Origin of the sequence: Deinococcus sp. NW-56 (assembly GCF_002953415.1) — a bacterium.
In the GTDB taxonomy this organism is placed as follows: Bacteria; Deinococcota; Deinococci; order Deinococcales; family Deinococcaceae; genus Deinococcus.
On the sequence record NZ_CP026516.1, the window covers coordinates 1,255,602 to 1,280,621 of the forward strand.

The 25,020-nt window shown below is 71.7% G+C and carries 27 protein-coding genes; 11 read left to right on the top strand and 16 right to left on the bottom strand.

Translation table 11 applies throughout. From position 1 onward, the window contains the following. Positions 1–2 precede the first annotated feature (2 nt). Together C3K08_RS06310 and C3K08_RS06315 are read right to left on the bottom strand one after the other, a co-directional pair. Positions 3–872, bottom strand: coding sequence for a DegV family protein (locus C3K08_RS06310; RefSeq protein ID WP_104990534.1), 870 nt, complete (start codon positions 870–872; stop codon positions 3–5). Next, complete coding sequence (locus C3K08_RS06315) at positions 869–1,756, bottom strand: NAD(P)-dependent oxidoreductase (protein WP_104990535.1); 888 nt, start codon at positions 1,754–1,756, stop codon at positions 869–871. Before C3K08_RS06315 ends, C3K08_RS06310 begins: the two co-directional genes overlap by 4 nt. 159 nt (positions 1,757–1,915) lie before the next feature. Between C3K08_RS06315 and C3K08_RS06320 the strand changes: the two genes are divergently transcribed. Together C3K08_RS06320 and C3K08_RS06325 are read left to right on the top strand one after the other, a co-directional pair. Continuing rightward, entirely contained in the window at positions 1,916–2,434 is a 519-nt protein-coding gene (locus C3K08_RS06320; protein ID WP_104990536.1) for a DUF402 domain-containing protein, read from the top strand. Between the two features lie 42 nt (positions 2,435–2,476). Beyond that, on the top strand, positions 2,477–3,193 hold the full coding sequence (locus tag C3K08_RS06325; protein WP_104990537.1) for a hypothetical protein: 717 nt from the start codon (positions 2,477–2,479) through the stop codon (positions 3,191–3,193). A 159-nt stretch (positions 3,194–3,352) separates the two neighbouring features. Here C3K08_RS06325 and bshC read toward each other — a convergent pair whose 3' ends face one another. Both bshC and C3K08_RS06335 read right to left on the bottom strand, forming a co-directional pair. Next, complete coding sequence (gene bshC, locus C3K08_RS06330; protein WP_104991953.1) at positions 3,353–4,921, bottom strand: bacillithiol biosynthesis cysteine-adding enzyme BshC; 1,569 nt, start codon at positions 4,919–4,921, stop codon at positions 3,353–3,355. Positions 4,922–4,964: 43 nt separating this feature from the next. Next, positions 4,965–5,651 carry a Crp/Fnr family transcriptional regulator gene (locus tag C3K08_RS06335; protein WP_104990538.1) on the bottom strand — a complete coding sequence of 229 codons (687 nt, stop codon included), beginning with the start codon at positions 5,649–5,651 and terminating at the stop codon, positions 4,965–4,967. 84 nt (positions 5,652–5,735) lie between these two features. On the opposite strand from C3K08_RS06335, the gene C3K08_RS06340 reads away from it, so the two are divergent. After that, the gene (locus C3K08_RS06340; RefSeq protein ID WP_104990539.1) at positions 5,736–6,500 is read left to right on the top strand and encodes a WecB/TagA/CpsF family glycosyltransferase; all 765 of its coding nucleotides are present in this window, start codon (positions 5,736–5,738) and stop codon (positions 6,498–6,500) included. Positions 6,501–6,507: 7 nt separating this feature from the next. Here C3K08_RS06340 and C3K08_RS06345 read toward each other — a convergent pair whose 3' ends face one another. The 7 genes from C3K08_RS06345 to C3K08_RS06375 all read right to left on the bottom strand — a co-directional run bounded on the left by C3K08_RS06345 (position 6,508) and on the right by C3K08_RS06375 (position 11,818). Continuing rightward, the gene (locus tag C3K08_RS06345; protein WP_104990540.1) at positions 6,508–6,906 is read right to left on the bottom strand and encodes a penicillin-binding protein; all 399 of its coding nucleotides are present in this window, start codon (positions 6,904–6,906) and stop codon (positions 6,508–6,510) included. An 84-nt stretch (positions 6,907–6,990) separates the two neighbouring features. Then, positions 6,991–9,360, bottom strand: a complete 2,370-nt coding sequence (locus C3K08_RS06350; RefSeq protein WP_369848534.1) for a transglycosylase domain-containing protein — start codon at positions 9,358–9,360, stop codon at positions 6,991–6,993. Positions 9,361–9,409: 49 nt separating this feature from the next. After that, positions 9,410–9,787: a PleD family two-component system response regulator gene (locus C3K08_RS06355; RefSeq protein ID WP_369848535.1), complete on the bottom strand. Its 378-nt coding sequence runs from the start codon at positions 9,785–9,787 to the stop codon at positions 9,410–9,412. A gap of 57 nt (positions 9,788–9,844) precedes the next feature. Then, positions 9,845–10,369, bottom strand: coding sequence for a histidine phosphatase family protein (locus tag C3K08_RS06360; protein WP_104991954.1), 525 nt, complete (start codon positions 10,367–10,369; stop codon positions 9,845–9,847). Then, positions 10,369–10,872, bottom strand: a complete 504-nt coding sequence (locus C3K08_RS06365) for an NUDIX domain-containing protein (RefSeq protein ID WP_158679863.1) — start codon at positions 10,870–10,872, stop codon at positions 10,369–10,371. Before C3K08_RS06365 ends, C3K08_RS06360 begins: the two co-directional genes overlap by 1 nt. Before the next feature lie 61 nt (positions 10,873–10,933). After that, positions 10,934–11,494 (bottom strand): DinB family protein, encoded by a 561-nt coding sequence (locus C3K08_RS06370; protein WP_104990544.1) that lies wholly within the window; start codon positions 11,492–11,494, stop codon positions 10,934–10,936. Positions 11,495–11,581: 87 nt separating this feature from the next. Next, a complete protein-coding gene (locus C3K08_RS06375; RefSeq protein WP_104990545.1) occupies positions 11,582–11,818 on the bottom strand; it encodes a hypothetical protein in 237 nt (78 codons plus the stop codon). 312 nt (positions 11,819–12,130) lie between these two features. On the opposite strand from C3K08_RS06375, the gene icd reads away from it, so the two are divergent. The 4 genes from icd (at position 12,131) to C3K08_RS06395 (ending at position 15,957) form a co-directional block, all read left to right on the top strand. Then, on the top strand, positions 12,131–13,402 hold the full coding sequence (gene icd / locus C3K08_RS06380; protein WP_104991955.1) for an NADP-dependent isocitrate dehydrogenase: 1,272 nt from the start codon (positions 12,131–12,133) through the stop codon (positions 13,400–13,402). Between the two features lie 75 nt (positions 13,403–13,477). After that, positions 13,478–13,693 (top strand): hypothetical protein, encoded by a 216-nt coding sequence (locus C3K08_RS06385; protein ID WP_104990546.1) that lies wholly within the window; start codon positions 13,478–13,480, stop codon positions 13,691–13,693. 6 nt (positions 13,694–13,699) lie between these two features. Next, positions 13,700–14,305, top strand: coding sequence for an N-acetyltransferase (locus C3K08_RS06390; RefSeq protein ID WP_234009198.1), 606 nt, complete (start codon positions 13,700–13,702; stop codon positions 14,303–14,305). 119 nt (positions 14,306–14,424) lie between these two features. Further along, positions 14,425–15,957, top strand: a complete 1,533-nt coding sequence (locus C3K08_RS06395) for a radical SAM protein (RefSeq protein WP_104990548.1) — start codon at positions 14,425–14,427, stop codon at positions 15,955–15,957. A gap of 59 nt (positions 15,958–16,016) precedes the next feature. On the opposite strand, the gene C3K08_RS06400 is transcribed toward C3K08_RS06395, so the two are convergent. Both C3K08_RS06400 and C3K08_RS06405 read right to left on the bottom strand, forming a co-directional pair. Next, positions 16,017–17,252: a cation:proton antiporter gene (locus C3K08_RS06400; RefSeq protein WP_104990549.1), complete on the bottom strand. Its 1,236-nt coding sequence runs from the start codon at positions 17,250–17,252 to the stop codon at positions 16,017–16,019. 38 nt (positions 17,253–17,290) lie between these two features. After that, positions 17,291–17,779: a cation:proton antiporter regulatory subunit gene (locus tag C3K08_RS06405; RefSeq protein ID WP_104990550.1), complete on the bottom strand. Its 489-nt coding sequence runs from the start codon at positions 17,777–17,779 to the stop codon at positions 17,291–17,293. A 75-nt stretch (positions 17,780–17,854) separates the two neighbouring features. Here C3K08_RS06405 and C3K08_RS06410 point away from each other — a divergent pair, with 75 nt between their 5' ends. The 3 genes from C3K08_RS06410 (at position 17,855) to C3K08_RS06420 (ending at position 20,924) form a co-directional block, all read left to right on the top strand. Further along, entirely contained in the window at positions 17,855–18,217 is a 363-nt protein-coding gene (locus C3K08_RS06410) for a hypothetical protein (protein WP_199777007.1), read from the top strand. A 107-nt stretch (positions 18,218–18,324) separates the two neighbouring features. Further along, on the top strand, positions 18,325–18,831 hold the full coding sequence (locus C3K08_RS06415) for a MarR family winged helix-turn-helix transcriptional regulator (RefSeq protein WP_104990551.1): 507 nt from the start codon (positions 18,325–18,327) through the stop codon (positions 18,829–18,831). Beyond that, on the top strand, positions 18,828–20,924 hold the full coding sequence (locus C3K08_RS06420; protein ID WP_104990552.1) for an MDR family MFS transporter: 2,097 nt from the start codon (positions 18,828–18,830) through the stop codon (positions 20,922–20,924). The genes C3K08_RS06415 and C3K08_RS06420 overlap by 4 nt, the downstream gene beginning before the upstream one ends. Positions 20,925–20,987: 63 nt before the next feature. Here the strand turns inward: C3K08_RS06420 and C3K08_RS06425 are convergent, their stop codons facing one another. Genes C3K08_RS06425 through C3K08_RS06435 form a run of 3 tightly spaced genes read right to left on the bottom strand, consistent with a single transcriptional unit; the run spans position 20,988 to position 24,024 of the window. Next, the gene (locus tag C3K08_RS06425; RefSeq protein WP_104990553.1) at positions 20,988–21,692 is read right to left on the bottom strand and encodes a DUF4388 domain-containing protein; all 705 of its coding nucleotides are present in this window, start codon (positions 21,690–21,692) and stop codon (positions 20,988–20,990) included. Positions 21,693–21,706: 14 nt separating this feature from the next. Further along, complete coding sequence (locus tag C3K08_RS06430) at positions 21,707–23,182, bottom strand: NAD(P)H-hydrate dehydratase (protein WP_104990554.1); 1,476 nt, start codon at positions 23,180–23,182, stop codon at positions 21,707–21,709. Then, positions 23,179–24,024 carry a tetratricopeptide repeat protein gene (locus tag C3K08_RS06435; RefSeq protein ID WP_104990555.1) on the bottom strand — a complete coding sequence of 282 codons (846 nt, stop codon included), beginning with the start codon at positions 24,022–24,024 and terminating at the stop codon, positions 23,179–23,181. Before C3K08_RS06435 ends, C3K08_RS06430 begins: the two co-directional genes overlap by 4 nt. Positions 24,025–24,115: 91 nt before the next feature. On the opposite strand from C3K08_RS06435, the gene rsmA reads away from it, so the two are divergent. Then, positions 24,116–24,913, top strand: coding sequence for a 16S rRNA (adenine(1518)-N(6)/adenine(1519)-N(6))-dimethyltransferase RsmA (gene rsmA / locus C3K08_RS06440; RefSeq protein ID WP_234009199.1), 798 nt, complete (start codon positions 24,116–24,118; stop codon positions 24,911–24,913). Positions 24,914–25,020 lie beyond the last annotated feature (107 nt).

The following is a 25,020-nucleotide window of genomic DNA, read 5'->3' on the forward strand; positions in this document are numbered from 1 at the left end:
CCTCACTTCTCCCAGATCCATCCCCCCGGCGCCGCCGCCACCCCCAGCGCCCGCGGCCCGGTGTGCACATTGAGCACCGGGTTGACCCCCGCGAACCCCGACCACACGACCGGATGCCGCCGCGAGAGGGCTTCCAGCAGGGCGTCGGCGTCCTCGCGCACCGAGCCGTAGAGCAGGCCCAGCCTCAGCGGGGTGCCCTCGCCGTGGCGGGCGGTGACCTGCGCGGCGACGGCCTCGATCGCGCCCTTGTACGACCGCGCCCGGCCCACGTTAGTGTAGATCGCGGCCTCCTTGTCCACCGTGATGACCGGCTTGAGGTTCAGCAGCCCCCCCAGCGTGGCCTGCACCCGTCCGATGCGCCCGCCCCGGCGCAGGTACTCCAGCGTCTCGATGGTGAAGTACAGCTCGGTTTCCTCGTGCGTGCGCCGCACCCAGCTCAGCGCCGTCTCCAGCGACTCGCCCTGCTCGGCGGCGGTCACGGCGGCGTGAACCTGAAAGGCCTGCGCGGCACTCAGCGTCCGGGTGTCGTGGATGGTCACGGGCACTTCCGGCACCAGCGCGAGCGCCTGCTCGGCGGCGTTGCGGCTGCCCGACAGCCCCGCGCTGATGGTAAGGGCCAGCACCGGGAGGCCGCCCGCCCCCGCCGCCCGGTAGCCTGAAGCCCAGTCCTGCGGCGTGGGCTGGCTGGAGGTCGGGTGCGTGGGGTTGGTCTGAAGCTCCCGGAACAGCCACTCCCGCGTGATCTCGCCCATGCGGTAGCTCTTGTCCCCGAAATTCAGGCTGAAGGGGGCGACGGGGACGGCGTTGCGAAGGTCGGCGAAGGCGTCGAGGCCGCCGTCCGTCACGACGGCAAACCTGGAATTCTGGGTCATCGGATCTCCTTGTCGTTCATCTGCTCGATCAGCCTCAGGGCGGCGGTGTGGTCCTCCCCGGCGCCGACCACCGTCGCGGCGGCCCGGAAGAGGGCCTCGGCTTGCATCAGTACGGGCGCACTTGCCCCCGCCGCCCGCACCACGTCGGCGGCGATGCCCGCGTCCTTGGCGAGCAGCCCGAGTCTGAAGGTCACCGGAAACTCGCGCGTCAGCACGCGGGAGCCGATCAGGTTCTCGGAGGCGTTGGAGCGGCCGCTGCTCGCGTTGATGACCTCCAGCGCTCCTTCCACGTCCACCCCCGCCCGTGCCAGCGCCGCCAGCCCCTCGCCCGCCGCCCACAGGTTGACGGCCAGCAGCGCGTTGTTCACGGCCTTCACCGCGAAGCCCGCCCCGGTGCCGCCCACATGAACCACCTTGCCCGCGAAGGCGAGGTCGGGCCGAACCCGGCCCAGCACGCCCGCCTCCCCGCCCACCATCACCGTGAGGGTCCCCGCCTGCGCCCCGGCGGTCCCGCCGCTGACGGGCGCGTCGAGGAAGGCGACGCCCCGCTCGGCCAGCCGCGCCGATTGCCGCCGCGCTGCCTCCGGGTGCCCGCTGGTGCAGTCCACCCAGACGGTGCCGGGGCGCAGGCTTCCCTCCAGCACCGCCAGCACCTCGTCCACCTCGCGGCTGGTGGGCAGGCAGGAGAAGATCACGTCGGCCTGCGCTGTGCCGGAGAGGTCCGCCGCCTCGCTGCCGTGTTCGCGGGCGTGCGCGTCGGCCTTGGCGCCCGTGCGGTTCCAGACCAGGGCGCGGCCCCCGGTGTCGCGGGCGCACCGGGCAAGGTGCGCGGCCATCGGCGCTCCCATCGCGCCCAGGCCCAGAAATGCGGTTGTTCGGCTCATCGTCTCAGGCTACGGGGTCGGCACCGGACCGCCGGGGTTCCTGAACCGGGTTCAGAAAGCAGGGTCCCCCACGGGTTGCCTGGACACGCCCGGCTTCATGAAGCCGCTCTTGAACGCTCCCTCATAGCGCCCCCCCACCCGGACCGGGTACGGTGGTCCATGCAAGCCGCCGAGCCGGTCAAAATCGAGCGCCACGACCTGCGGACCCGCGAACACCACACCAACACCGGGGTGCGGCCGGTGAGCGTCTACCGCGAGCACGCGCACGGCCTGTTCGTCGCGCGGGAATTCGTGGCGCACCCGCGCATCCGGCACTGGCAGGCGCACCTCCTCCCCGACCTCGGCTTGGTCGTGTGCCGCTACGATTTCCACGGCCCGCGCGAGCACGACTATTACCTCGATATCGCCACCGTGACCTGCGAGGGGGAGGTCTGGAGCGTCCACGACCACTACCTCGACCTCCTCGTCCACGACGGGATCGCCGCCGAGATCGTGGACACCGACGAGCTGCTGGCCGCCCACCGCGCCGGGTACATCACCGCCGAGACGTGCATGAATGCCGTGATCGCCGCGCATGGAGTCCTCTCCGGCCTCGCCCGTGCCCGCTACGACCTGCACGCCTGGCTGGGGACGCGGGGCGTGGCGCTGGAGTGGCTGCCCGACTCCGTCGCGGTGTAGGGTTGCGGCGCAGGGACGGTCGGGTGGGCGCTACCCTGCTCCATGCCCGCTGCCGACCTCACCGCACAGGCCCGTCTGGAAGCCGCCCTGCCTGCCGCCCTCGCCCGGATCGCGGCCACGCCCGGCGTCTATGCCGCCCTGTGGTGCGGGAGTGCCGCACGGGGCGAGGCGGACGCGCACAGCGACCTCGACTTCCACGCCCTGGTGGAGGGCGACCACCGCTGGCGGGGCAGTTTCGTGGTGGACGGCGTGCCCGTGGAGGTCTTTCACAACCCGGCCCGCAAGGTCCGCGCGATGTTCGCCGCGCCCGACCACGCGACCGTCGCCATGTTCGCGCAGGGCCGTATCGTCCTGCCCCATCCCGACCTCACCGCATTGGTGGCCGAGGCGCGGGGCGTCCACGCGGCAGGCCCGACGCCCCGACCGCCCACGCCCGCCGAGCGGCACACCCTGGTGGACGAGGTGGTGGAGGCCCGCAGCCTGCTGGGGGACGACCTGCACGCCTTCATTGCGCTGAGCACCGCTGGACGGCTGGTGGGTGCCCTCTACGCGGCGCGGGGCTGGTGGGAGGTCAAACCCCGCGCCTGGCTGCGCGACCTCATGCGGCATGCGGCCCCCGAGTGCGAACTGCTGCGCCGCGTCCTGACCGCCCCCGCGCCTGCTGGGCGGCAAGCCGCGCTGGAAGCCCTGGCCCTCGCCGTTTTGCCAGAAGGCCTGGACTACGGCGAGAGTGCCACCGACCCCCAACGCGTGCCTTGACCCTCAGAACCTGTTTGAAAAGTCAGCCCAACCTCTTCATTTGGTCCACATACACGAGGTTTTTGCTCCTCCCCCCTGGCGGGGGAGGCTGGGAGGGGGGAACGCAGACGGCTTCCCAACGCACTCCACTGACCATAAGAACCCTTTTCAAACACGCCCTCAGGGAATGGGCAACTCGGCCCGCGTGCCCGGCTCCAGCGCGAGCAGCATCCGCAATGGTTCCTCCCCGTGCTTGAGCAGGTACGTCAGGAAGTTCATCTCGCGTTCCTGTGGTGCCCCACCCGGCAGCAGGTGCCGCCTCAGCCGGGTGAGCTGCCGTGTCCGGTCGTCCTCCTGCCGGGCGAGGGCAACCAGGGCGAGGCGCTGGAGGTGCGCCACCCGCGCCGTCGTGCGGGTGCGGGTCCGCTCGGCCGCGCCGACCAACGTGGGGTCGAGGGCAGCGAGTTCGTCCGCCAGTGCCCGCAGCTCGGCGTCCAGCGCCGCGAGCCGCTCGGCGGAGGCCGCCGCTGCTCCCCGCTCCCGCGCCAGCGTCCGCCCCAGCACGCCCTCCGGGTCGGCCTGCACCTCGGCGGCTGTGGCCCCCAGCCGGGAGAGCAGCCGCGCCACGTTGGGCTCCAACCACGTCACGCTCAGCCGGGGCCATAGCAGGGGCTGCCGCAGGCCATGCAGCTCGTACACCCCGCCGAGCTGCGCCCCATAGGCGATTTCACCCGGTCCCACCACAAAGGCGAGGGTCGGCAGCAGCGCGTCCTGCACGACCGGCCTGAGCCCCGCCGCCGGGGTCAGCCGCGAGGGGTCGGCGGCCAGGATGCCCAGCAGGTCCTCCCGGCTGTATTCCCGCGTCTCTGTGCTGAAGCGTTGCCCGTCAAACCTCAGCAGACGCCGCCCCCCGTCCTCCTCCTCCAGAAAGAGGTTGGTCGCCCCCGCCGGACGGCGAAGCTGCGGCTCGAAGCCCGCCGCGATCAACTGCTCGGCGGCGGCCTCGATGCGGGCAGGTCCGTCGAGGGGCCGCTCCAGCTCGCGGGCCAGGGTGGGGGCCATCAGCCGCGCCAGCGCGGGGTGCAGCGGGTCGAGGACCAGCACGCCCGCCGGAGCGAGCAGGCCGTGAATCAGCCGGGCGAACACGTCGCTCCAACTGTCCAGCCATGAGCCGTCGCCGTGGACCGCCCAACGGACTCGCTTCCACACTGCCTCGCGGTACTCCAGAGGGGCATCGAAACGTTCCAGCAGCCCCGCTACCTCCTGGGTCCATGCCTCCCGCCAGCGCACCCGCCCCACGGGGACCCCTTCCGGCAGGTCAAGGGTCACGCGGTGCAACTCCTCCGCGTGGTCGAGCAGGGTCGTGGATGCGACCTCCGCCGCGTCGTGATCCTGGCTGGCGACCCAGTACACGGCGACCACCGGGGCGTCCTCGCGGTGCAGTTGGCGGGCGAGCAGTGCGGCGTCGGCGCCCTTGTGGACGCTGTACGACGGACCCGTCAGCAGTCCCGCCTGCTGCCCAGTCACGACCACGCGCGAGGCGGGGTGGGCCAGCCGCTCCAGCAGCTTCTCCGTATGAGGGTCCAGCGTTCCCAGGTCGCCGTGGTACTCGCGCAGTGCCGCCGCCAGCGCCCCCCGGTCCACCTCCGGCCGGGAGTCCGAGGCCGCCCGGTCCAGATCGCCGGGTCCCAGACGGAAGAAAGCGGGCAATTCGCCCGCCCGGTACGCCGCTGCGATGGTCTTGGTCACGTTCACTGCTTTGGATTCTACAGTGGTCCGCGACCGGGCACGCTCAGGAGGGGCGCTCGCGCAACGGCTCGCGGGCCGCCGCCTGCAACCCCGCGCGGTCGGTGAGGATAATCCGGCGGTAGCCCAGGTCGAGCAGTCCCCGCGCCCGGAAGTCGCCCAGCAGCTTGGTGATCGTCTCGCGGGTGCTGCCCACCACATGGGCGAGGTCCTGGTGCGAGAGGCGCTCGCGCAGGGCCAGCGGACCGCCGTCGGGCCATGGACCCTCGCGCTCGGCCAGGGTCAGCAGGGCCTGCGCCAGCCGCTGCGAGACCTCCATAAAGACGAGTCCGGCGAGCCGCTCCTGCACGCTGCGGGTTTGCCGGGTCACCTGCTCGGTGAGGGCGACCCCCACTGCCGGGTGCGCGGCCGTCAGGCGGTTCAGCGTCTCGCGGCCCAGCAGCAGGGCCTCGGTGTCGTCCATCGCCTCGGCGTACATGCCGTAGCTCGCGCCGTCCAGCAGCGCCCCGGTGCCCAGCAGATCGCCCGGCCCATGCACGTCCAGCGTGACCTCCCGCGCTCCGGCTCCCAGGCGGTAGAGCCGCACGCTGCCCCGCGTGACCACGAACAGCGTCTCGGCCGCGTCCTCGGGATGAAAGAGGAGGCCCCCCCGTGCCCAGCGGCCGGGTCTGGCCGCCGCCACCACCTGTGCCTGCGTCTCCTGCGGCAGCGCTCCGAACGGCCCGGACATCATGCCCGACAGTGTGCCACATCCGCCCCTGCACGCGGTCCCCACTCCCGGCCCTGCTGGCCCCCCGTGTTACACTCCCTCCCACGCATGACCGCCTCCCTGCCTCCCTCGCCCCTGCCCGGCGGGACCCGCCTCACGCTGTTTGACCTGCCGCTCGACGTGGTGACGCTGGAGCAGGCCCTCGACCTGCTGGGCGAGTGGATGTTCCGCGCCCCCCGCGCTCCGCACACCGTGGTCACCCTCAATCCCGAGTTCATCGTGCAGTCGCGCACCCAGCCCGAGTTCGTGGCGGCGATGCAGGCCGCCGACCTCGTGACCGCCGACGGGGTGGGCATCGTGTGGGCCGCCCGGCAACTGCATGGGCAGGAGGTGCCCCGCGCTCCCGGCTACGACCTCGTGCGCGGGCTGATGCAGCGGCACGGCCCCGAGCTGCGGGTCTTTTTCCTGGGAGCCAAGCCCGGCGTGGCCGAGCGGGCTGCCCAGAACGCGGCCCGCGACTTCGGCGTGCAGGTCGCCGGGGTCCACCACGGCTACTTCGACCCTTCCGAGGACGGGCGGGTGGCCGATCTGGTGGGGGCGTCGGGAGCGCACCTCGTCCTGACGGCGATGGGTGCGGGGCGGCAGGAAATCTTCAACCAGTACTGGCGGCAGGTGCTGGGGGCGCCCGTATTGATCGGCTGCGGCGGCGTCATCGACGTGCTGGCTGGAACCGCCGACCTCGCTCCCGCGTGGACGCGCAAGCTGGGGGTGGAATTCCTCTGGCGGGTGGGCCTCGACCGCCGCCGCTGGCACCGGGTGCCCCGGCTGGCGGGGTTCGTGCGGCTCGTGCTCGCCGAGCGACGTAGGCGTTAGGGGACGCTCAGCCCGGTCCCCCCAGGCCCAGGTTCCCCGTAAAGGTTCCCTCCCAGGCGTTCAGCACCCGGTCCCCACGCACCAGCAGCACGGTGGGGTAGGCACCCACCCGCAGCCGACGTGCGAAGGCGGTCGCCTCGGCCCCGCGCCACACGTTGACTCCGGCCGGGGCGGGGGCGGGCACCTCTTCCGCGTTGACCGCCCGCACCGGCAGCCCGGCGGCCAGCACGGCCCCCCACAGCGCCCCCAGGTCGCCGCAGTCGTGCGAGTAGATCACCACGATCTCGCGCTCGGCGGCCGTCCAGGGGTGGGCGGGCAGCGGCTCGCCCAGCCGCACCCGCGCGTCGGCGGGGGTGCCCAGGGCCAGCAGCAGGGTCAGCAGGGGCGCTCGCTTCATCCCCGGCATGATGCCCTCCCGCCGCCCCCCCGCGCATGACAGCCGCGTGAGGCCCCCGGCTCACAAGGAAACCGGGGGCCTCAGGCAGAAAGGTCAGTTCGTGTTGGAAGCGGGCTTGCTCTCGCCCGACCCCGGCACCACCGGCGCCGTGTCGGGCGTGCGGATCGCCTTGACCGCCTGCGGGTCGGGCTTCTCGTCGCTCAGGGGCGCGGGGGAGGGGTCCGGCGCGTAGCCGGGCAGGTCGGTGATGGCGACCCGGCGCGGCACCACCCGCTCGGGCGGCGTGAACTCGGTCGCCATGCGGCCGGTCGTGCGGTCCACGTTGATGACGGTGGTGCGCGGGTCGGGCGTGCCCGGCGTCCAGCCGGTCTCGCGGTAGACGACCGGGGGCGGGGCGTCCTCCTCGGTGACGGTGTTCGCGGCGTTCCGGAAGCGGGGGTCCAGCACCGCCAGCTTCACGCCCGGCAGGTAGCCGGGGTCGGGCGCGTCCACGTACTGAATGCCCGGCGGCTGCACGAAGGCCGTCGGGGAGCGGCCCGCGTGCGAGATCTCCATCATCCGCTTCCAGATCGGAATGCCCACCACGCCCGAGTAGTAGTAGTCGGGGTTGGCCCCGCCCTGCTGTTTGCCGACCCAGACGGCGCCGGTGTACAGCGGCGTGGTGCCCACGAACCACAGGTCCTTCACGAAGTTGCTCGTCCCCGTCTTGCCCGCGACCGGCCACTCCCCGAACCTTGCCCCCTGCGCCAGCCCGCCCTGCGCGGGGGTCAGGTCGTTCACCACGCCCCGGATCATGTCCAGCCCCAGGAAGGCGACCTGCGGCGTCCAGACCCGCTTGGGCTTGGTGACCTCGTTTGCCACGTCGTACAGCACTTCACCCCGCGCGGTGGTCACCCGCGTGACGTAACGGGGCGGACGGTACAGCCCGCCGTTCACGAAGGGCGCGTAGGCCGCCGCCATCTTGACCGGCGTGGTCTCGATGGCCCCCAGCGCCGCCGCCAGCCCGGTGCCGTCATTGGTTTGCAGCCCCAGCTCGTTCAGCTTGCCGAAGAAGGTCTGGAGGCCGATGCGGTCCGCGAGCCGCACGGTGACGAGGTTCAGCGAGCGGTCGAGTGCCTCGCGGATCGTCATGTTGCGGTAGCTCACGGCTCCGGCGAAGTTCTGCGGCTCGTACACGCCGCCCTTGCAGGTGTCGCAGGGGAAGGAGACGGGCTTGTCCTCCTCGCGGTGGTCCTGGCGCAGCCCGGTCGAGAGCGCCGTCGTGTACAGCAGCGGCTTGATGGTCGAGCCGATCTGCCGCTGGCCCTGGGCGGCGTTGTTCCAGTCCTCGGGCGGCGCGTTGCCGCGCAGCTTCTGGCCCACCATGCCCAGCACCTCGCCGCTGTACGGCTCGACCACGACGGCCCCCAGCGTGGCCCCCGGCGGCAGCCCGGTCGCCTCGCGGCTGGCGGTCTCCACGGCGTTCTGCACCTTGGGGTCCAGGGTGGTGTAGACCCGCAGGCCGCCGGACCCGTACACCTTCTCGCGCCCGAAGCGGGCGATCAGGTCCTGCTCGACCTGCTGCACGAAGTGCGGCGCCCGCGTGCTGGTCACCGCCTTGAGTTCCTTGGCGGTGCGGTCGACGAGCTTGGCCGTCTTCACGTCCCCGTTCGCGTCGTAGCGAATCTGCCACCCGCGCGGCTGAAGGTCTTCCTTCCAGGCCGCGTCCGCCTGCGCCTGGGTGACCCAGCCGTCCTCCACCATGCGCCCCAGCAGCAGCTTCATCAGCGGGCGCACGGTGTCGTAGTTGAAGTAGCGGTTGGGGCTGGGCACCAGGATGGTGAGGTAGGCGCTCTCGGCGAGGCTGAGCTGCTTGGGCGTCTTGCCGAAGTACGCCTGCGCCGCCGAATAGATGCCGTACAGCTCCACCGGGCCGCCGTCGCCCCAGTAGATCGCGTTGAGGTAGTTCCGCAGAATCTCCTCTTTGGTAAAGGCCCGCTCGACCTGCACGCTCAGCAGCCACTCCTTGATCTTGCGGTCGGGCGTGCGGGCGGCCTTGTACTCGTCGTACAGCAGCGTGTTCTTGATGAGCTGGTTGGTCAGGGTCGAGCCGCCCTGCAGGTCCTCGCCCTGCACGGCCCGCTGAAGCTGCCGCCCGATGCCGAAGGGGTCGAGGCCGTAATGCTCGAAAAAGCGGCGGTCCTCGTTGGCGATCAGGGCCGCCGTCATGAAGGGGCTGACCTCGTCAAGCCGGACCAGCGTGCGGCTGATCGCCTGCTCGCCCACCTTGGGAATCAAGGTGCCCAGCGGGGCGCCGTCGCGGGCAAAGACACGGTTCTCGGCCCCCAGCGTAAAGGAGTCGAGTTCGCGGTAGTCGGGCAGCTCGGTCGTCCACTTGGTGACGTAGGTGGCGGCCACCCCGGCGGCGGCCACCCCGCCCGCCAGCAGCAGCGACGAGGTGAGTTTCAGAAACCTCAGGAACAAGGGCAGTCCTCCTTGGAAAGCGGGCAGGGGGAAAGCGGGCAGGGGCGACTCACGCCCGCCGCGCCTCGATCAGTTGCTTCACGCGGCTGCGCAAATTCTTGCCGCTCAGGGGCTTGTACACCAGATCGTCGGCCCCCACCAGCCGCGCCTGGTCGCGGGTCCGGTCGTCGTCCAGCGCCGTGAGCAGCAGCACGGGGGCACTTTTGAGGCGCCGCACCTGCTTGACCCGCGAGCAGACCTCGAAGCCGTCCATCTGGGGCATGGTCACGTCCAGCAGCAGCGCGTCGGGCGTGTGGTCGCGCAGGTAGTCCAGCGCCGCCCGGCCGTCCGGCACCGCCACGATCTCGTGCCCGTCCGCCGACAGAATGACCTCCAGCATGGTCCGGATCGCCGGTTCGTCGTCCGCGACGAGGATGGTGTACGCCATGACCAGCATGATAGGGGCTGGCCTCGCCCTCCGCGCAGGCTGGCCGCCACACTTGGACTAGGTGCCCACCCGGACCGCCCGTCCCTCCCCGTCCAGCCGCCACACGTCCGGATTCCGCAGCCCCGCCCACCCCGCGTGGTCCAGCCCCAGCGCGAGGGCGAGCAGGTTGCCGTGGGTGAAGACCGCCGTGACGCCGCCGGGATCACGGGCCTCCGCCAGCGCCGCGAGGGCACGGGCACGGGCCACCCGTCCCGACTCCCCGCCCGGCAGCGCGAGGTCCGGGTCCGCGAAGCTCGCCTCCAGGTGGGTCATCCAATCCGGCAGGTCCGCGCCGCTCAACACCCGCTCGGTGAGCCGCCCGTCCGTCCCGACCTCCAGCCCCAGCCGCGCCGCCAGGGGCCGCGCCGTGTCCACCGCCCGCCGCCACGGACTGCTGACAATCCGGGTGATTCCGGCCTCCGCGAGGGTATCCGCGAGCCGCGCCGCCGCTTCTGCCCCCTCCGGGGTGAGGGGCGCGTCGGGGGCCTGCCCGGTCGCCTTGGCGTGCCGGATCAGGAGGAGGTCGCCCGGCTGTTCCCGCATCACGCCCACGCCCGTTGCAGGTAGAACCCCAGCGCCCCTTGCGTGAGCCAATCGAAGGTTTCCGGCTCAGCGTCCAGGCGGCGGCGCAAGTCGGCCAGCGGCACCCACGAGTGCCCCGCCGCGTGGTCCCCCGCCCGCGTCAGCTCGCCCTCGGCCCATACCCGGAAGAAAAACCCCACACTGTCCACCGGACCGCGCCGCGTCTGGTACACGAATGAGGGCGTCAGACATTCGACTTCACCACCCGACGAGTTGCTGACACGTTCATTCGGGGGGTCCAGCAGCGCCGTGACGGTCAGGCCGGTTTCTTCCCGCACCTCACGGAGAAGGGCCGTCAGAATGCCCTCGAAGGGTTCGAGTTGCCCGCCGGGAAACTCCAGGCGGCGCGGCTCGCCGGACTTTTCCCGCCGTTGCAGCAGCACCTCGGTCCCCTGCGGCGTCTCGCGCTCGATGATGGCGCGGGCATTGACGTAGAAACGCGGTGCGGGTTTTCGGAACAGCACGTGCGGCAGTGTACCCAGGCTACGCTCGGAAACGGCACGCTGATGATGGAGACTGACTTCGTCAAGCCGACGCTTCCGGCTGCGGCGCGGGCGCGACCAGCTTGCGAATCAGGCGAATCTGGCCCCGGTGGTTGACCTCGTCCTCCATGACGTGGAACCAGGCCCAGTGGTGGTTGGGAAAGTCGAAGCCCGGCACCGTCAGCCGTGAGGCCAACCAGGCGTCGTCCCGCTCGGCGAGGGCCGCCAGCGTGACCGCTCGGCTCTCCTGCAACTCGCCCAGCAGCGTCTCCAGGCTCTGCCCGGAGGGCGGGGGCGTGCCCTCGCGGCCCATGCTCAGGCCGCCCAGCAGGGCCGCATCTCTCTTCCGGTCGAGGTCACGGCCCTCCAGCGAGAAGAGGTGATAGGCCCGTTCTACCGCCGCGATATGCGTCAGCAACGCCCCAATGGAGTTCTCAAAGCCGGGCGGCGTGGCATCCAGTTGCTCAGCGGTGAGCCCCTTCACGTCATGCAGGGTGGTCATCCGGACATACGCCATCATCTCGACCAGCGCCCCGATCTGCGGGGTGTACCGCGCCTGCGGTTCGATGCGGTACCAGCGTTGCCAGTCGGGAGTGGCGGTCATGCCCGAAGTGTAATCTGAGGATTGATCCTGGCCGCAAAAGAACATCGGCCCCCCGAAGTGGGGAGCCGGGGGGCAGGGAACCTGGATTCAGCGGCCGTCGCCGTCGGTGGCCTCGCGCTTGCCCTCGTGGAACTCGCTGTGGGCCTCGCGGTTGTTCAGCTCGGCCTTGGCGCGGTCCTCGAGCGCCTCGGCCTTGTGGTGGGCGTCGCCCGTCACGGCGTGGGCCACGTTGTGCCCCGCCTCGCGCATCCGGTCGGCTCCCTCGTTCAGCTTGGCCTTGGCCGCGTCCGCCATGTTGCCCAGCGTGCTCTTGTCATCACTCATGCGTGAAACCTCCTGTGCGTGGATTCCCGGTTGGGTAGGGGCAGAATTCCGCACCCGCCCCCGCGCCGGGTGAAGGTCGAGTTTGCCGCTCGCTCATGAAGCGGTGGGGGAGAAGGGGGGCACGTCCGCCTCACGGGTGGGGGCTGTCTCCCCATGGGGGACTCTCGCGGCTCCACGCGGCAGGTGAAACGCCTTGTTCTCTCCTCCTGAAGAGAAGAAATCCGGTGCGCCGGAAGGCCGCCCATGCTCCGGCTCGGCTCACTGCGCCGCCGCCTGTTCCTGGGGACGGGGGAGCGCTACAGTTGGGCCGTCATGACCATTCAAGATTCACACAGCCAAGACCCCCATATCCAGGTGCCCACCCAGGGCGAGAAGATTCGCATGGAGGGCGGCAAGCTCATGGTGCCCGAGCGGCCCATCATCCCCTTCGTGGAGGGCGACGGCACCGGCCCCGACATCTGGCGGGCCAGCGTGCGCGTCCTCGACGCCGCCGTGGAAAAGGCCTACGGCGGTCAGCGCCAGATCGAGTGGATGGAGGTCTACGCGGGCGAGAAGAGCACCCAGGTCTACGGCGAGGGCGAGTGGCTCCCGCAGGCGACCGTGGACGCCTTCAACGAGTACCTCTTCGGCATCAAGGGGCCGCTGACCACGCCCGTCGGCGGCGGCATCCGCTCCATCAACGTGGCGCTGCGCCAGGAACTCGACCTGTACGCCTGCGTGCGCCCCGTCCAGTACTTCGAGGGCGTCCCCAGCCCCGTCAAGCGTCCCCAGGACGTCGACATGGTGATCTTCCGCGAGAACACCGAGGACATCTACGCCGGGATCGAGTACAAGGCCGGGACCCCCGAGGCCGAGCGCGTGCGCGAGTTCCTGATGGGCGAGATGGGCGTGAGCAAGATCCGCTTCCCCGAAACTTCCGCGTTCGGCGTGAAGCCCGTCTCCAAGGAAGGCACCGAGCGCCTCGTCCGCGCCGCCATCCAGTACGCGATTGACAATGGCCGCAAGAGCGTCAGCCTCGTGCACAAGGGCAACATCATGAAGTTCACGGAGGGCGGCTTCCGCGACTGGGGTTATGAGCTCGCCAAGCGCGAGTTCGGCGGCGTGGAACTCGACGGCGGCCCCTGGCTGCAACTCCCGAACGGCATCGTCATCAAGGACGTGATCGCCGACAACTTCCTCCAGCAGATCCTGCTGCGCCCCACCGAGTACGACGTGATCGCCACCCTGAATCTCAACGGCGACTACCTCTCCGACGCCCTCGCCGCGCAGGTGGGCGGCATCGGCATCGCGCCGGGTGCCAACATCAACTACGTGACCGGCCACGCGATCTTCGAGGCCACCCACGGCACCGCGCCCAAGTACGCGGGCAAGGACGTGATCAACCCCTCGTCGGTGATCCTCTCCGGCGAGATGATGCTGCGCTACATGGGCTGGACCGAGGCCGCCGACCTGATCCTGAAGGGCCTCGACGCCACCATCCGGCAGAAGACCGTGACCTACGACTTCGCCCGTGGCATGGAGGGCGCGACCGAGGTCAAGACCAGCCAGTTCGCCGACCACATCATCGAGCACATCCAGAAGTAAGCCGAGTCATCGGCGGAGCGGGGGCCGGGCGCGGGAGGGCGTCCCGGCCCCCGCTCTCTTTGCTACCCTCGCCCCATGACCCGCTTTCTCCTCGCCGCCACCGGGGTGCTGCTGCTGGCCCTGCTCGCGCTCGCGCTGGTGTGGCTGGCCGGGCAACTGCTCGTCGGGCTGGGCTCGGTCGTGGTGGGCACCGCGCAGGTGCTGTGGCGGCTGCTGGGCTTCGTGGCGGCGGCCGGGTTCTTCGGCGGGCTGGCCTACTTCGTGGCGAGCGCGTGGCGGCCCGCCCGCTGAGGCGTGATGACCCTGCGCCCCGCGACTCCCGCCGACCGCGCGGCCCTCTACCGCATCTGCCTGGAAACCGCCGACAGCGGCGAGGACGGCACCCACCTCTACCGTGACCCGCTCCTCGTCGGCCACGTGTACGCCGGACCCTACCTCACGTTCGCGCCCGAGCACGCCTTCGTGCTGGACGACGGGGAGGGCGTGGGCGGGTATGTCCTCGGCGTGCTCGACACCGCAGCTTTCAGCGCCCGCCTGGAGCGCGAGTGGTGGCCCGCCCTCCGGGCACAGTATCCCGATCCGGTGAACGTGCCGCCTGGCGAACGCACGCCCGACGAGCGCCTGGCGCACCTGATCCACCACCCGGCCGCGCCCGATCCGGCCCTGCTCGCCGAGTACCCCTCTCACCTGCACATCGACCTGCTGCCCAGGATGCAAGGGAGGGGACAGGGGCGGCGGCTGTTCGACCACCTCTTCTCGTCGCTGCGGGGGGCGGGTTCGCCGGGCGTTCACCTGGGGGTGGGCGGGCGGAATACCCGTGCCCAGGCGTTTTACTGGCACCTCGGCTTCCACGAGTTGAGCCGGTCGCCGGGGGGCGCCCTGCTGATGGGGCTGAGGCTGTAGTCGGCCCGCCGCGTGACGGGCGCTTCAGTTGGAACAACACAACCCGCTAGAATACCGGGCCGTGACGTGCGCCGCCCCCCGAGTCTGACCGCTCCGGCGCTCGCCACCCCGGAGGCCTCTTGAGTTACTGGCGCACCCAGATCAAACCGCTGCTGGACGCGGAAACCGGCACCCTGCACAAGCAGGCCCCCATCCGCGTCACGCTGGCGTTTCCCAATCGCTATTCGGTGGGCATGGCCTCGCTCGGGTATCAGGTCATCTACCGCATGTTCAACCAGGAAGAAGGGGTCGCCTGCGAGCGGGCCTTTCTCCCCGACGACGTGGAGGCCTTCGAGCGCACCGGACAGGCCCTCCCCACCGTCGAGTCGGGCAGGGGCGCAGGCGACTGCGAACTGTTCGCCCTGAGCGTGTCCTTCGAACTCGACCTCACCAACATCATCCGCACGCTGGACGTGGCCGGGATGCGCCCCTTGCGGGCCGAGCGCAGCGACACCGACCCCGTCGTGATGATAGGCGGTCCCTTCACGTCGTCGAACCCCTATCCGCTCACGCCCTTTGCCGACGTGATCGTGATCGGGGACGGCGAGCAGATCGTGCCCGTGGTGTCCGAGGCCCTGCGCGAGTCGCAGACCCGCGAGGAGTTCTACGACCTTATCGACGGGATGCCCGGCATCTTCCTCCCCGCGCGGCACGTTCACGAGCCGACCTGGGCCACCGCGCCCAAGGAACTGCTGCCCGCGTACTCGCAGATCGTGACGCCGCACTCAGAGCTGTCGAACATGTTCCTGGTCGAGGCGCAGCGCGGCTGCCCGCGTCCCTGCACCTTCTGCCTCGCGCGGACGATGTACGGCCCCAACCGCAACAACCAGGCGCAGGAGCTGCTGGACACCATTCCCGACTGGGTGGAGAAGGTCGGTCTGGTGGGTGCGGCTCTCTCGGACTTCCCGCACACCAAGTACGTGGGCCGGGTGCTCACCGACCGGGGCATCAAGCTGGGCGTGTCCTCCATCCGCGCCGACACCGTGGACGAGGAACTCGCCGCCATCCTCAAGGCGGGCGGATTGCGGACCTTCACCGTGGCGAGCGACGCTCCCTCCGAACGCCTGCGCCGCTGGCTGAAAAAGGGCATCACGACCGAAGACCTGCTCAAAACCGCCCACATCAGCCGCGACCTGGGCTTTTCCGGCATCAAGGTCTACATGATGATCGGCCTCGGTCCCGAGAACGACGACGACATCACCGAGCTGATCGAGTTCACGAAGGAACTGGCGAAGATCAACCGGGTCGCCCTGGGCATCAGCCCCTTCGTGCCCAAGCGACACACCCCGCACTTCGCGGACCCCTTCGGCGGCGTGCAGACCATCGAGAAGCGCCTCAAGCGCATCCAGAAGGAGCTGCGGACCACCGCCGAACTGCGCAACGTGTCCGCGAAGTGGGCCTGGGTCGAGTCGGTGATCGCTCGCGGCGGCCCGGAAGTCGGCATGGCCGCCTACCAGATCTACCGCAACGAGAGCATCGGCGCGTGGAAAAAAGCCCTCGACGAGGTGGGCTGGCGCGACGAGTTCGAGGTCAACACGCCCGCCATCCACCTCCCGCCCGGCCACTACGAGGCCCGCGAGGTCAGCGCCCACGCGGAGGGGCTGGCGGTCTAAGGCACTCAACGAAAGGCGGCCCCTGGGGAATGTTCCTGGGGGCCGCTCTTTCTGCAGCGTCAGTCCGTGCGCGGCTCCCGCGTCTCGGCCAGCGGTGGCCGTGACGCCGCTTCGGTTGGAACCCCCGCCGCCGGAACCCCGGCCAACCGCAAGCGGCGGTCGAGCAGCGGCGCGAGCTGGGCGTCGAAGCGGGCCAGGATCGGTCCCAGGAACGCGGTCATCAGCACGTACACCGCCGCGAGTGGTCCCAGTTTGGGCGCGAGCGCCAGCCCCAGCCCCGCGATCAGGATGCTGAACTCGCCGCGCGGAATCAGGGTGGCCCCCGCCCGCACCCGCCCCCGCGTCTGCACACCTGCGCGGGCCGCGCCGTACCACCCCGTGTAAAACTTGGTGAGGCTGGTGACCACCGCGAGCACCGCCGCCGGAAGCAGCACGTCCGGCACGCTCCCCAGGTCGAGTTGCAGCCCGAAGAACACGAAAAAGACCGCCGCGAACAGGTCGCGCAGCGGTTCGATCAGGTGCCGGGTGCGGTCGGCCACCTCGCCGGAGAGGGCGATCCCGACCAGAAAGGCCCCGATCGCCGCCGACACCTTCAGCATGTCGGCCAGGCCCGCGATCAGCAGCACCAGCCCGAACACGCTGAGCAGCAGCGCCTCGTTGCTCTGCACGTTGATCAGGCGACTGAACAGGTCCCCGTATTTCAGGGCCAGGAAAAACGCCAGCGCGAAGGCCGCCAGCGCGACGAGCAGGTTCACCCCCACCGCCGCCAGCGTGCCCCCGATCAGCAGGGCGGCCATCACCGGGAGGTAGACGGCCATCGCCACGTCCTCCAGCACGCACACCGCCAGCACGACGGGCGTCTCGCGGTTGCCCAGCCGCCCCAGGTCGGAGAGCACTTTGGAGGCGATTCCGCTGGAACTCAGGTAGGTCACGCCCCCCAGCAGGGCGGCGGCGAGCGGCGAGAACCCCAGCACCAGCCCGGCGAGCAGCCCCGGCGTGAAGTTCAGCGCGAGGTCGAGCAGCCCCACCTGCCGGTTGGCCGCGAGGTTGCTCCGCAGTTCCGCGCTGGTGTACTCCAGCCCCAGCGTGAACAGCAGCAGCACCGCGCCGATCTCCGCGCCGATGTGGATGAACTCCTCCGGCGCGTCGCCCAGGTGCACGAAGGCCCCCAGCCCGATGCCCGCGATCAGGTACAGCGGGATGGGCGTGATGCCCAGCCGCCCCGCCGCCCGGCCCACGAAGGCCAGCGCGAGGATGACCGCGCCGAGTTCCAGAAACAGTTCAGCGAGCGACATGGGGCCACCTCGCGGGTGGGGGCGGGGGGCCGGGGCGGTCATTCGCCGCCGCCCAGCAGCCGCGCGGCCCGCACCACCCCGCCCGGCGTCCCCACGACGACCACCGTGTCCCCCGCCCGCAGCGGAAAGTCGGGGCCGGGCGCCGGAATCGCCTGCCCGTCGCGCATCACCGCCACGATGCTCGCGCCCGTGCGGGTGCGCATCATGGTGTCGCCCAGCGGGTGCCCGGCGTAGGGGCTGATCCCCGAGACCGGCACCCAGTCCATCGCCAGTCCCTCGACCTCCTGCGTGAGCTTGGAGACGTGCCGGGTGATGGTCGAGCCGCCCAGCAGGTCGGCGACCGCCTCGGCCTCCTCCTCGCTCAGCACGATGCTCTGGGCGCAGGCGTCGGGGTCGTCACGGCGGGAGACGAAAATCTCGCGCCGTCCGTCGCGGTGGGTGATCACGCCCACGCGCTTGCCGTAGCGCCCATCGAAATCGTGCCGCACGCCCACGCCGGGAAGGGGCGTTTCATCGAGTCGAATCATGCGTTCAGGATAGGGTGGCCGTCCCCCACGCGACTGCGACCCTGGCCCGGACCCCCTGACCCGTACACTGGGGGCATGGCGACCCTGGAAATCGACTGCCCGGTGTGCGCGGAGGTGCTGGAACTCACCGACGAGGACCGCGCCGAGCTGCACCCCGGCGACGTGATCGTGTGCGACTCCTGCCACGCCGAGATGGAAGTCACCCGCAACGGCGGCGGCGAGGACTTTGAGCTGGAACTGCTCGGCATCCTGACCGTGTGCCCGGCCTGCGGCGAGGAATTCGACGTGACCGAGGAACTGCTCGCCGCCTCGCCCACCCTGGAGGCCGGGGACGGCAGCGCCGTCAGCGTGGTGACCTGCCCGCACTGCCGCGCCCGCATCGAACTGGAATTCGAGGACGAAGGCGGGGGGGAGGGCCTGTCCGACCTGCGGTCCTGACCCCATCCTCCCTGCGGGGCGGCTCTCCGGTGGGGGCCGCCCCTGTCCTTTGCCAACTGCAAGCCCGCCTACCGTCTCAAGCTCTCAACCTTTCCAAGCTTGGAAGCATGACGGATCCCACCCAGGCAAATGCCCCTCCCGCCCCGGACGACACCGCCCGGCTGACCCGGGCCATGCGCGAGCTGCACCGCCTGATCGGCACCGAGGTGCTGCGCGGCATGCAGGGCGGCCTGCAAGACCACGACCTCACCTTCGCGCAGATGACGGCCCTGCACGGGCTGCGGGCCGGAGCGCCCCTGACCGTGAGTGCGCTCGCCGCCCACACCCGCCTGAGCCTCCCCGCGACGAGCCACCTCGTCGAGCGGCTGGTGCGCCGGGGGCTGGCCGAGCGCCGGGAGAACCCGGAGAACCGCCGCGAGAAGTTCGTCGCCCCCACGGCGGCGGGCCTCGCGGTCGTCTCGCGCATGGACGCGCGGTTCGTGGGAGCCTACGCCGCCGCCTTCCAGCCTGTGCGCCCGCCGGTCCTGCGCGCGGCCGCCGACGCGGTGCAGGCCCTGATCGCGGAGATCACCGCTGGCCCGACTCCCCCCTCTGGCCCTCAGGAGACCCCATGACCACCCCGACGCCCCCCACCCCCATCAACTACGCGCAGACCCTCGACCTGCCCACCAAGCGCCTGATTCTCTTCGGCGTGCTGCTGGGCCTCTTTCTGAGTGCGCTCGACCAGACCATCGTCGCCACGGCCCTGCCGCGCATCGTCTCGGACCTCGGCGGGCTGAACCTCTACACCTGGGTCACCACCGCCTACCTCCTGACGAACACGGCGCTGGTCCCCATCTACGGCAAGCTCTCGGACCTCTACGGGCGCAAACCCGTCCTGATGTTCGGCATCGTGGTCTTCCTGATCGGCTCGGCCCTGTGCGGCCTGTCGGGGGAACCCTTCTTCGGATCGCTGTTCGGCGGCGGGATGGAGCAGTTCGTGGTCTTCCGCGCCGTGCAGGGCATCGGCGCAGCGGCCCTGGGGTCGGTCGCCTTCGCCATCGTGGCGGACCTGTTCGAGCCGATCGACCGCCCGCGCTACCAGGGCCTGTTCGGGGCCGTCTTCGGCCTGAGCAGCGTGATCGGCCCGCTGCTGGGCGGCTTCCCGACCGATCAGGTCTCCTGGCGCTGGGTGTTTTACGTGAACCTGCCGATCGGCCTCGTCGCCCTCGCCTTTATCGCCACCCGCATGCCCCGGCTCGCCAGCGGCCTGACCGGCCGGGTGGACTGGCTGGGGGCCTTCCTGATCCTGCTCTTTACCGTGCCGCTGCTGCTCGCGCTGACCTGGGGCGCGGACGCCGTCTACGCGTGGGGCAGCCCGCAGGTGCTGGGGCTGTTCGCCCTGAGCGCCACCGCCCTGATCCTGTTTCTGCTCTCGCAGGCCCGGCACCCCAACCCGATTCTGCCGCCGGGCTTCTTTCGCAACCCCACCTTCGCCTGGGGCGCGGTCGCCCGCTTCCTGATCGGGGCGGCCTTTCTGGGGGCGATCCTCTTCCTGAGCCTCTACCTCGTGCAGGTGCAGGGGGTCAGCGCGACGGCCGCCGGAACCGCGACCATTCCGCTCACCGTGGGGTTGATCATCGGCGCGGTCGGCTCGGGGCAGGTCGCCAGCCGCATCGGGCGTTACAAGCCGCTCATGCTGGGCGGGCTGGCGGTGGCGGCGCTGGGCTTTTACAGCCTCAGCACCCTGACCGCCGACACCCCGTACTCGGGCGTGGTGCTGCGGATGGTCCTGCTGGGCCTGGGCCTGGGGCCGACGCTGCCCCTCTACACCACCGCCCTGCAACTCTCGGTGAAGCCCTGGGAGATCGGCGTGGCGACGAGTTCGGGGCAGTTTTTCCAGCAGATGGGCAGCACCATCGGCACCGCCGTCTTCGGAGCGCTGCTCACGGCGGGCCTGAGCGCGAACCTGGCAACCCAGTTCTCCGCGCAGGCCGCCGCCGCGCAGGGCACGGTGGGGACCACCCTGCGCCAGATCGCCGAGCAGGTGCGCGGGGGGAACGGGAACGCGGGCCAGGACCGCTCGGCCACCCCCCGCACCCCCGAGCAGATTCGTGAGGACTTCGCGGCCCTGCGCCAGAACGCGACCCGCGCGATCGAGACCGGGGACCGCGCAGCCCTCGCCGCGATTCAGGCCGACCCGGCCCTCCCCGCCGAGGCCAGGGCACGCCTCGCCGACGTGCCCGCCGGGGGCGTAGCGGCGGGGGTGCGGGGGGCCTTCGCCCAGACGGAAGCCGAGCTGACGGCCGCCGTGCAGAGCGGCGATCCCGCCCGCGTGGCCGCCCTCGCCGCCGACGAGCGGCTGCCCGCCGAGCTGCGGGAGCGCCTCGCCGGGATTCCCGTCACCGCCCTCGCCAGCCCGCAGGCCCGCGCCGGAACCGTGGCCGGACTGCGTCAGGGCCTGGAAGCCGCCCTTCCCACCGCCGCCCGTCAGGCCGAGGCGCAGGCCCTGGCCGCCGCCCTGCGCGGCCTGAACGACGGCGAGGCGGTCGCCCTCGCCAGCGTCCGCGCCACCCGGGTCGCCTTCGCCGAGACGGTCGCGGGCATCTACCGCGCCTCCATCGGTCTGGTGGTGCTGGCCCTGCTCGCCACCCTGATGATGCCCAACCTCACCATGCCCGCCCGGCGCTCCGGCGAGCGGCCCACGCCCGTGCCCACCGAGCTGTAAGCCGCAGTCAGGAGAAGGGGCGGACGCGCAGCCGGTGTGTCCGCCCCTTCTCCTGCGGGAAACCTACCCCAGATGCTCCCCTTCCCAGATCAGGTCACGCAGCACCCAGCCGCTGCCCGGAAAGCGCAGGCCCGCGCGGACCTCGTTCAGCAGGTAGGCCCGCAGGTCCTGGGCCGAGTGCCCCATCCCGGTCAGGTCGCCCAGGGTGCGCTCGCCGTCCAGCGCGTCCGCGATCGCCGAGGTGCCGATGCGCCGGGTGCCCGCGAGCAGCCGCAGGCCGAACCACGCGAACCGCCCGGTGGGGGAGAGCTGCCCCGCCTCCACCGCGGCGGCCGCCTCCTGCGCCACGTCGAACAGGGGCCGCCCCGTCTGACGGGCCACCGTCCGCACGCTGGCCCCCTCCTCGCCCCCGAACAGGGGCCGCTCGCCCCGGAACACCCGGCTGGGGCTGCCGATCACCCCGCACAGCTGCGCCCACTCGTCGGAGGCCCGCGCCCAGTCGGTCGTGAAATGCTCGTAGGGTCCCAGCACCGTTCCCTCCACCGCCCGCGGGGCGAACTCGAAGCTGCCCTCACCCGGCAGCAGCGGCGCGGCCTGAATCGCGTCGGTGCCTAGCCAGTCGAGGATGCCGCCCCCCACGATCTCGCCGCCCGCAAAGGCCACCGTGAAAGGCACCCCGGTTTTCACGTCCAGCACGCCGGTCTGCCGGGTGGTGTGCACCAGTTCCAGAATCCCCAACAGGGGCAGATCGGAGAGAAGTCCCTGCATGTATGAGGCTCAGGTTAACACCGGGCGCCCCCGCCCCCCGCGAGGTCGAGCCACGCCCCCCCCAATTGGGCGGACACGTCGGTCGCCGTCAGCCCGTACCCGTGCTGCATGCCCGCCCGTTCGCCCGCGCGGGCATGCAGCCTCACCCCGGCCAGGGCGGCCTCGGCGGCCGGGAGGCCCTGGCCTAGCAACGCCGCGATCACCCCCGAGAGCGTGTCGCCCATCCCTGCGCTCGCCATGCCGGGATGCCCGCCCCGGCCCACCCACCGCCCGCCGGGGTGCGCGATCACGCTGGGGCCGCCCTTGAGGACGACCACGCCGCCGAAGTGCTCCTGCAAGGTCCGCGCTGCCGTCAGCGGATCGCGTGTCACCTCACCCGTCCCCACCCCCAGCAGCCGCGCCGCCTCGCCGGGGTGGGGGGTCCAGACGCAGCGGTCATGCCCGGCGCCCGCCAACTCCGGCTGAAGCGCGTCCGCGTCGAGCACGGTGGGGAGGCCCCACCCCAGCACCGTTCGCGCCAGCCCCGCCGCCCCCAATCCCAGGCCCATCCCCACCGCCACCGCGTCCGGCCGCTCCCCGGTTCCCGCCAGCCACCCGGCCGGGTCGTCATGCCGCCGCACCATCAGCTCCGGCGTGACGAGGGGCACCTCGGCGCCCGAATGCACCGTCACCCGTCCCGCTCCCGCCCGCAGCGCCCCCAGCCCCGCGAGCGCGGCGGCCCCCACCATCCCCGGAGCGCCGCCCACGATCCATACGTCCCCGGCGGTGCCCTTGTGCGCGTCCGCCCGCCGCACCGGGAGGAGGGCCGCCACCGCCGCGTCGTCCGGCCGGGTCGCCAGCGCCTCGCCCGCCGCCCAGCCCGGCGGCAACGCGAGAGGGACGATTCGCACCTCACCCACCCGCGCCGCCGCCTCCCCGAACAACAGCGCGGGCTTGAGGCCCACCGGGGCGACCGTCACGTCCGCCCACACGCTCTCGCCGGGCGGCACCGCCGAGGTCGCGTCCAGCCCCGACGGCAGGTCGATGGCGATTACTCGCGTCCCCGTCCCCCGCGCCGCGTGGACCGCCCCCACAATCGCCGCCAACTCCGCCCGCAGCGGCGGCTGAAAGCCCGTCCCCAGCAGCCCGTCCACGAGCACCGCCGCCCCCCGCGCCTCTCGCCCCACAGCTTCCGGCGTCAACGCCCCCACCTCCACCCCAAAGGCCGCGAGCCGCTCCCGGTTCAGCCGAGTCAGGACGTGCCGGGGCGGGGCAGCGAGCACCCGCACCTGCGCCCCCCACCCCGCCAGGTACCGCGCGGCCACCAGCGCGTCCCCGCCGTTCGCCCCGCTCCCGGCGAGGAGCAGGACCGGGCCACCTCCAGCCAGCTCCCCCGCTGCCTGCGCGACTGCACGCCCCACTTCCTCCATCGCGGGGTCCAGCAGGCCCGCCGCCTCCAGCCGCGCGTCCAGCGCCGCGACCCCGGCGGGCAGAAAAACGAGGTCTGTCATCCCCCGAAGCCGCGCAGGAGGCCGAACAGCAGCAGCGCCCCGCCCCCCAGCAGGCCCCAGCGCAGCCACCCCGCGCCCGCTGCCCCGCCCCCCAGCCGCCCCAGCCCGGCCCGCGCCTCCTCGCGGCTCTCGCGCTGCGACCCCTTCAGGCTCAGGCGCTGCGCCCGGCGAATGGACGCCACCGACTCCGCGAGCCGCCCCTGCCGCCGCAGCGCCACCCCGAGGTTGTGGTGCGCCCCGTCGTAGTCGGGCTGCAACCGGATCACCTCGCGGTAACGGGCCTCGGCGTCGGCGGGCCGCCCTTCTTCCAGGTCGAGGTTGCCCAGATTGGTCCCCGCCCGGTAGTGCCCCGCGTCGTGCGCGAGGGCCGCGCCGAACTGCTCGCGGGCCTCCTCGCCCTCGCCCCGCAGGGCATGCAGCACCCCCAGCGCGTTCAGCCCCTCCGAGCGCGTCAGCGGGTGCGCCAGCGCTGGGGCAAGCTGCGCGGCGAGGGCCTGCGGCTCCGTCTCCGCCTCGCGGCCCTGCCGCTGCGATTCCAGCGCTCCCAGCGCGGCCTCCAGCCCCTCCACGTCCACCAGTCCGCGCAGCCGGGCCGCTTCTCCCGGCGAGGGGCTGTCCTCCAGCCGGGTCTTCAGCCCACTCAGGGCTCGCCGCGCCAGCACCAGCCGCCGCGCCCGTACATGGTCCTGCACTCCGCACACCGCTTCCAGCATGCCCGCGACCTCGGCCTGCCCCGAGAGCCGCGCCGCCGCCAGCGCCCGCCGCCACTCGCCCGTGCGGGCGAACTCCCGCCAGTCGGGAGGGGACTTGACGGCGGTGTCCGGCAGCTCGGCGGCGCTCATGGCCGGAGTATACTGATCCGCTTCTCAGCCCCCCTCCCATGACCGACCCCCCTGCCCCCCCACCGACCTGCCCCTCTACTCCCCGGCCCGCGTGCGCGAGCTGCTGGCCCGGCATGGGTTGAAACCCACCAAGAGCCTCGGCCAGAACTTTTTAATCGACGGCAACATCCTGCGGGCCATCGCGGAAGCGGGCGGCGCCGCGCCCGGCGTGCCCGTGCTGGAGGTCGGCCCCGGCCTCGGCGTACTGACCCGCGAGGTCGCCACGCGCGGCGCCCGCGTCACAGCGCTGGAAAAGGACGAACGCCTGCGCCCCGTCCTCACCGAGACGCTCGCCGGGCAAGGCGTGGAGGTGGTCTGGGGCGACGCCCTCGACTTCGACTACGCCTCGCTGCCCCCCGGCACCCGCGTGATCGCCAACCTGCCCTACTACATCACCGGGGTGCTGCTCTCGCGCTTCATGGGGGCGCCGAATGTCCTCTCCGCGACCGTGCTGGTGCAGAAGGAGGTGGGCGGGCGCCTCGCCGCCCACCCCGGCGAGGACAACTACGGCTTCCTGAGTGCCCTGGCCGCCCTGCACGGCACCGTGCGCCATGTCCGCGACGTGCCCAAGGGGGCTTTTTTCCCCGCCCCCGACGTGACGAGCAGCGTGATTCGCCTCGACTTCGACCGCGAGCGGCCCGCGCCCGAGCCCGCCTTCCTGGCCTTCGTGGAGGCCGCCCTGCACCACCGCCGCAAGACCCTGCGCAACAACCTGCGGCTGGCCGGGTACCCGGCGCCCGGCATCGACGCGGCCCTGGAAGCGGCCGGGCTGCGCCCCGACGTGCGGGCCGAGGACGTGCCGCTCGGCACCCTGCGGGCCGCCGCGACCGCCCTGGGCGTGGTACGGTAGGAACCGCGTTTCACACGCCAACTCCGCTTTCCTGCGGCCCTGCCCTGAGGTCTGTCCGGCAGGTCCGCGCTGTTCAAGAGGGCCGCTCTCCCCACCCGGCGTGACCC